Annotated in this window: 10 protein-coding genes; all 10 read left to right on the forward strand. The window is 44.3% G+C overall.

Translation table 11 applies throughout. From position 1 onward, the window contains the following. Positions 1-30: 30 nt before the first annotated feature. Positions 31-231: a hypothetical protein gene (locus tag QTO00_RS13020; protein WP_029856908.1), complete on the forward strand. Its 201-nt coding sequence runs from the start codon at positions 31-33 to the stop codon at positions 229-231. Continuing rightward, a complete protein-coding gene (locus tag QTO00_RS13025) occupies positions 228-386 on the forward strand; it encodes a hypothetical protein (protein WP_331425194.1) in 159 nt (52 codons plus the stop codon). Before QTO00_RS13020 ends, QTO00_RS13025 begins: the two co-directional genes overlap by 4 nt. Before the next feature lie 9 nt (positions 387-395). Further along, a complete protein-coding gene (locus QTO00_RS13030; RefSeq protein ID WP_331425195.1) occupies positions 396-935 on the forward strand; it encodes a phage regulatory CII family protein in 540 nt (179 codons plus the stop codon). A gap of 9 nt (positions 936-944) precedes the next feature. Further along, complete coding sequence (locus QTO00_RS13035; protein ID WP_331425196.1) at positions 945-1,295, forward strand: hypothetical protein; 351 nt, start codon at positions 945-947, stop codon at positions 1,293-1,295. Positions 1,296-1,360: 65 nt separating this feature from the next. Continuing rightward, positions 1,361-1,960, forward strand: coding sequence for a hypothetical protein (locus QTO00_RS13040; RefSeq protein WP_331425197.1), 600 nt, complete (start codon positions 1,361-1,363; stop codon positions 1,958-1,960). Next, a complete protein-coding gene (locus QTO00_RS13045) occupies positions 1,957-2,364 on the forward strand; it encodes a hypothetical protein (RefSeq protein ID WP_031844044.1) in 408 nt (135 codons plus the stop codon). The genes QTO00_RS13040 and QTO00_RS13045 overlap by 4 nt, the downstream gene beginning before the upstream one ends. Positions 2,365-2,374: 10 nt before the next feature. Next, positions 2,375-2,683: a hypothetical protein gene (locus tag QTO00_RS13050; protein ID WP_124940840.1), complete on the forward strand. Its 309-nt coding sequence runs from the start codon at positions 2,375-2,377 to the stop codon at positions 2,681-2,683. After that, a complete protein-coding gene (locus tag QTO00_RS13055; protein WP_124940841.1) occupies positions 2,665-2,901 on the forward strand; it encodes a hypothetical protein in 237 nt (78 codons plus the stop codon). Before QTO00_RS13050 ends, QTO00_RS13055 begins: the two co-directional genes overlap by 19 nt. Then, positions 2,898-3,449 (forward strand): hypothetical protein, encoded by a 552-nt coding sequence (locus QTO00_RS13060; protein ID WP_331425198.1) that lies wholly within the window; start codon positions 2,898-2,900, stop codon positions 3,447-3,449. Before QTO00_RS13055 ends, QTO00_RS13060 begins: the two co-directional genes overlap by 4 nt. A 53-nt stretch (positions 3,450-3,502) precedes the next feature. Then, positions 3,503-5,956: replication endonuclease (locus QTO00_RS13065; RefSeq protein ID WP_331425199.1), on the forward strand; the 2,454-nt coding region annotated here is incomplete at its 3' end.

A 5,956-nucleotide genomic window follows, 5' to 3' on the forward strand; every position in this document is an offset into this window, starting at 1 on the left:
AAATAATCTCAAACAAGTAGGATATCACTTATGGCAACGCTACAAATAGCAATTGATGCGCCTATCTGCACAAAAAAAGAATTTTTACGTCGTACTGGCATGTCTTCATCTACGTTCGACCGTCAAAAAGACCTTGGAAACATTCCTGTAGTTCCTAAACAAGACACCAAGGGCCTGATTATGGTCAACATGGTGAAGTACATGGAAAAGCTAGCGGCGCAACAAGTATGAGCCGTTCCCTGCTTGGGGTTATCCCACCTAAAACCAAACTCACCCAGCAAGATGCAATGAGTGAGTCTTGGGAAGATAAATACCCGAACAAATGCCCAGTATGGCTAGAAGTAATTGGCTGGGCTTTCGTTTTCGTACCGTTCTTCTTCAATTGAGTATTAGTTATGGACGCAAATAACTCAATGTGCGTATTACGTGAACGCAAACAACAAGCTTTTGATGCGGCTTGCTGTGATTTTGTTGTCAATCACGATGTTGAAGCGATTGCCCGAAAGCTTGAACTTAACGGCACTATGCTTCGCAACATGCTGAACCCAAACCAACCGCACGTGCTTAAACCTGTTGTGCTTGCTTCTATCAGCCGTGTTTCTGGTGACTACTCAATCGTAAATACGTTATTTGCAGATGATGGGGTGGTCACTATCCCACTACCAAAAGCAGAAGATGATCTGAACCTGCTTGAACGAGTTCTACAGCTAAACACCCATTCTGGTGAGCTTTCTAGCGATGCGTTAGCCATGTGCACCGCAGAGCGTTTACCGCGATCTACCAAACGCAAAACACTAGCCAAGGCACAAGCTGCTTTAGGCAACTTGGTTTTGCTAATCAATGACCTTGAACACCGCACCACAGGCTTGCACCCACTTGTACAAATGGGCACAGACTTTTTGGCTAATGGTGCACCTATCCCCTGCTTAGCCTAAGGAGCAACCATGAGTCAGTTAGCTAATAAACAAGACCTACAACCGCCTGTTCATCAAGTAAGTACACCAAGCGCACTAGAAAGTATTGCTGCTTGCAAAGCTCTTTTCGATAAAGGCGCAAAGCGTCAAAAGCTTCGCAAGATGTATGACGAAATGAGTGATCGCAGCCGTGGGTTAATCCTGATCGCAGGTGGTATGTCACCGAAAGACTACAACCGTTCATTCGATTCATTTGATGATTTAGAGCTGCAGAAAGTCCGTTCTGGTATGCAGCTTTTAAAAGAAATGGTGTTGAAGTTTGACCGCAAAGTGGGCGATGTCCGCCGCTTGAAACACTCCGATATTTGCAACGTGAATTAATCACCTAGCCAGCCTTGCCCCTGTAACAGGGGGCTTTTTTTCGTCTTAGCGTAGGAGCATAGAAGATGAATGACCTAGAACAAGCCAATAAAATCTTGGCTCAAGCAGAAAGCGTTTTAGAACAATCAACGCAGAATTTAGAAAAGTCACAGACATTCAATGAACTGATGGTAGAACAAAACCGTCGTCTTTCATTTGCGCTGTCTAATCTGTTGCCAAAGCAATATGTACTAACTCTTAACCCATGCGAAGAGAAGCAGCTTACTGAATTAGCGAAAGCTATGAAGTCAGGTTCTTTTGAAGTGATTGCAGAAGAGCTAGCAGAGAACTTTAAGCAAAGAGAAGCCTTTGACATTGTTCATGCTATCAATGTTCTAGCAATGGCTAATACGGACATATTAAACATCAACACCCAATTCCGTGGCTGCAGCAATCTATTCATTGTTCGTGTCCGCCCATTGTCGGTAGTGTCACCAGATGGTGATGAATACTCACTTTCACCAGTTGTATACCGTGAAGAAGTCAGCCTTGTTGATGGGTTCTATGTTGGTTGTCCAATAGGTGATTGCCCAATTGAGCGTCTTTTAAGAATCGAAAGTGAAATTACCGAGCTGATCATTGAAGCCCGTGAAGAAGCCGAAGCAAAAGCAGAGGTGGAAGCATGAGCAACATCTACGCACAACTATTCAACCAGTCATTTGAACAGATTGCCGCACGCTTTGAAAAAAGCAGCATAGCGCAACAAGAAGAAATCGTGATTCAGCTTGATGCTATCGCTAAAAAGCTAACTCCTGTTCAAACACACCGCCCACTAGAAGACGTTTTAGCTGACATCAAAGAAGCAATGCAGGGTGATCGTGCAAGCGTGTTCTTCGCTCATACCTATGTGAGCTGGTACCGCTCTTATCAAAACGAGAACGCCAAGCCACAGCTACACCATTGGTCACAGTTAGATATGAAAAATCGCAGCCTGTTTATTGAAATGCTTGCCTTGCGTGATCTTGGCCGTTGGGACGATGAAGCACTTTTTCAATTCGAACAGTACTGCTTGTCAGTAATTGGTAAATAAGGGGTAGGTTATGTGTTCAGTAGTTATTTCAGACCAAATTAAGCAGCTACTCGATAACGTGGTTGATAGCTGTGAATTAAAAGATGAAGCTGCAAAAGCAGCTCGTGAAGCGTCAAGTAAGTATCAAGAAGCACAAGATCGTGTATCTGATTTCTTGCATGAAGAAGCAGGGAAATGTGATGAGGTGGCAAATGACTTTTTCATTGAAGAGGGCGTTTTATACCGCGGTAAACTATTTCAGTTTGACGATGAGGGAGCACTTAACGTAGTTGATGGGCCTATTATTGCGGAGGCTGTCTCATGCAATATGCAGCAATAGCTCTTTGTCCAGATGGCGGAATTATCCGCCATGAGGACACTCAAGAAGTTGCCAATGTTTTGATTGGTGATTTCGAAACTATGACTGATGCAGTTAACCAAGCTTGCAGCGTTCTAGACTGTTGCGTGATGCACCCTGTTGAGAAAGGCATTATCAGCAAGGGACGGGGGAAAGGTGGTTACATGTTGGTGACAACTCAAGAGTTGGAGGCAGCATGATCCCACGTATCGAAAACCCAGTTAAGCAAGCTCATGTAATCAAAATTAGCGGTCGCTATTTCTCTAAGTTTGGCAAGAAAGGACAAGTTCAAACGGCTTGGTCCTTGGCTGGTGCAGAAGTGTTTTTGAGTTCATTGGCACCAGTACTTAAAAAGCTCGATGAGAAAGGAAAGAAATACACGGTAGAACTAATTGAAGTCTTTGATCGTGTTGATTGTTATCCACCACGAGAACTATTCAAGCTACGTCATCGCCTTGAGCGAATGATGACGAATAGTTGCACCTATCATTCGTTTGAAGCTTATAAAAACTTCAATCATGAAGCTAAGCACAATCTAGTAGAAAAGGTGATGCTTACAACTCTGCAGTGGCATACAGCAGAGCGTAACAACTCACAGCTAACTGTCGCTAATATTAATTTTTTCTTTCAATTTATTGGTACAGAGAGAGGCGAAGCCGAGACGTTAGCGGAAAGGTTGGAAACCTATAAGGAGAAAAAGGCTAACCCAGAAGTGTTCAACGAGTTTATGGACGATTGCCCATTTTGAATACTTTCACGCAAGGCTATTACCAATCGGTTAAGCCTCTACGCAACATATACATGCGCCCTCTTAATCCTATTGATGAGAGGGACGCTTGTTTAGTTCATGGGTATCAGCCAGTAGCGATTGAACCAGATGAACAAAACTTTATTGAACGTGATTTATATCAGCTCAATCCAGATGATCACGCATGGAGAACCAGTAAAAAGTTCTTTAGTGACCTGCCTATCTATATCACTAAGTATTTTGCTAAACGCTATAAAGCTATTTTTTCTAAGAAAGGGAAGACGGCAGCAAATACATATCTTCGTGAAAAAATGGAACCTGCAATGGAGCGAGCAAGATTAGTTCTTGCTCAATACAAAGCTATTCCAACAACTCAAAAGGTTTATTTGCTCAGTGGAGAATATGACGACACTGAGCAAAGTAACTTTATGTCTAAAGAGCAGATGCGATTTGATTTTGACCAAATAGAAAAGAATCGTAAGCCGCCAGTCAATCGACTACTTGCAGAACTTGAACCGTCAGAAGTTAAAGACATGGCATTCAAAATTAGCCAAATCACTAAGGCTAAATTTTCTCTTATCGCTGCCCGTATATCTGAACGTGAACTGGATGAAGACGAAATGCCAGAGGTGATCGGCTATGAAGAACTAGCCGAATTTGTCTGTCACTTTGGTATGACGCCACCGCGTAAGAAAAAGAAACAAACCGACCTAACCGCACTAAATGACATTTCACGCATGCTAGATGAAAAGTGGTGGTATGGACGCCTTAACAAAACACGCAAAATCATGCGTGAGCACCTAGCTATTGCTATGGGGCAAGTTTCGTCAAAAGCGTCACCTTATGCGTCATGGGATTGCGTTCGAGAGCACCAAGCGCAGCAAACCGCAAACTATGAATACATCAAGCAATGCCAGTTATTAGATGAAGAAACAGGCGAAGAAGCTGATCTATGGGATATGGTCAAAAAGAGTGTGGCTAACCCTGCTATTCGTCGTCATGAATTAATGGTGCGTTGTCGTGGTTGTGAAGACATTGGCAACGAGCTGGGTTTGCAAGGTCTGTTCTTAACGTTGACCACTCCATCTAAGTATCACAACTCATATAAGAAAGGCGGCTTTATTGGTCACTGGAACGGTGCAAGCCCACGTGATGCGCAATCTTACCTAAACAACGTATGGCAGCGAATCCGCGCCAAACTAGGTCGTGAAGAAATCCGCTGGTTTGGTGTTCGTGTCGCTGAGCCACACCATGACGGCACACCACACTGGCATTTGCTTATCTGGGTAAAACCAGAAGACGTGATGCAAGTGCGTGACATCTTCATTTCTTACGCCACGCAAGAAGACCGTGGCGAACTGCACCCAGAGCTAGAAAAAGAGAAGCAAAAACCATTTCGCAAAGGTACTTATGTTGGGCCGCTAGATTACCGCCCACGTTGTGATTTTGGTTTTATTGATCCTGAGTTAGGCACCGCAACGGGCTACATCGCTAAATACATTTCAAAGAACATTGACGGCTTTGCAATGGACGGTGAGATCTCGGACGAAACAGGTAAGCCAGTCAAAGACATGGCGAAGAATGTTAGTGCTTGGAAAAGCCGTTGGAACATTCGCCAGTTCCAGTTCTTCGGTGGTGCACCAGTCACGACCTATCGTGAACTACGCCGCTTCGCTAACCAGAACAAAAAAGCGTTTATGGAATACCTCTTCATGCAAGAGCGTGTCGACCTACTCACTATTTACTCAATGCTGCAGCGTGATCTTGTTGGGCCTATTAAACCTAGCAAGCTGATCACCAATGAAGAGTTAATGAAAGTGATTGGTGATAGCTATCAGTCACGCATGAAGACCGAAGACGCAAGCATCACAGACACTTTAAAAGCTGCTGACCATGGTAACTGGCAAGGTTACATCATGGGGCAAGGTGGCCCATTCGTTAAGCGTGAAGACTTACTGATCGTGAACTCTTATGAAGTACTGCCGTTCGCTTCACCACATGGAGAAGATGTGCGCAAAATTGAGGGTTTCACTACACCAGAAGAAACCATCAAAACACGCACCAAAGTTTGGACGATTCAGAAGAAATCAAAGGTTAACGATGAAGCTAAAGCGTGCGCTCTTGGGAGCGAAGCGACCGCTTTTGGAGCCTCTGGCTCCTCTCGGAGTTCTGTCAATAACTGTACGGAGCCTGAGAAAGTACAGGTCTGCGATCAGCTAACCCGATTATTAGACCCTGTTAATAAACGGGCGAATAAATCACCAAATATTGATGAAGCGGCACTAGCCGCCCTGCTAAAAGGCAGTTCAATTCGCATCGACGATGCAACAAGTATTCAAGTCCGCCCTGCGGAGGTAGACGAACACGGCAATAAACGCCCTGCCCAGTTGGTAGAAGTGAGCCGTCAACGTTCGGAAGACACCAATTGGATGGATTTTGAGGGTTGGGACAATCTATTCGCCCAACCAGAAAAGGAAGAATATCAACAACCCGACCTGTCGATTTTC

Source organism: Vibrio sp. M260118 (assembly GCF_036533755.1).
GTDB lineage: Bacteria > Pseudomonadota > Gammaproteobacteria > Enterobacterales > Vibrionaceae > Vibrio.

What these genes read in the sequence shown, in the direction of transcription:
- QTO00_RS13020 (WP_029856908.1), top strand. Translation starts at nt 31, where the DNA reads ATGGCAACGCTACAAATAGCAATTGATGCGCCTATCTGCACAAAAAAA.
- QTO00_RS13050 (WP_124940840.1), top strand. Translation starts at nt 2,375, where the DNA reads ATGTGTTCAGTAGTTATTTCAGACCAAATTAAGCAGCTACTCGATAAC.
- QTO00_RS13030 (WP_331425195.1), top strand. Translation starts at nt 396, where the DNA reads ATGGACGCAAATAACTCAATGTGCGTATTACGTGAACGCAAACAACAA.
- QTO00_RS13060 (WP_331425198.1), top strand. Translation starts at nt 2,898, where the DNA reads ATGATCCCACGTATCGAAAACCCAGTTAAGCAAGCTCATGTAATCAAA.
- QTO00_RS13035 (WP_331425196.1), top strand. Translation starts at nt 945, where the DNA reads ATGAGTCAGTTAGCTAATAAACAAGACCTACAACCGCCTGTTCATCAA.
- QTO00_RS13040 (WP_331425197.1), top strand. Translation starts at nt 1,361, where the DNA reads ATGAATGACCTAGAACAAGCCAATAAAATCTTGGCTCAAGCAGAAAGC.
- QTO00_RS13025 (WP_331425194.1), top strand. Translation starts at nt 228, where the DNA reads ATGAGCCGTTCCCTGCTTGGGGTTATCCCACCTAAAACCAAACTCACC.
- QTO00_RS13045 (WP_031844044.1), top strand. Translation starts at nt 1,957, where the DNA reads ATGAGCAACATCTACGCACAACTATTCAACCAGTCATTTGAACAGATT.
- QTO00_RS13055 (WP_124940841.1), top strand. Translation starts at nt 2,665, where the DNA reads ATGCAATATGCAGCAATAGCTCTTTGTCCAGATGGCGGAATTATCCGC.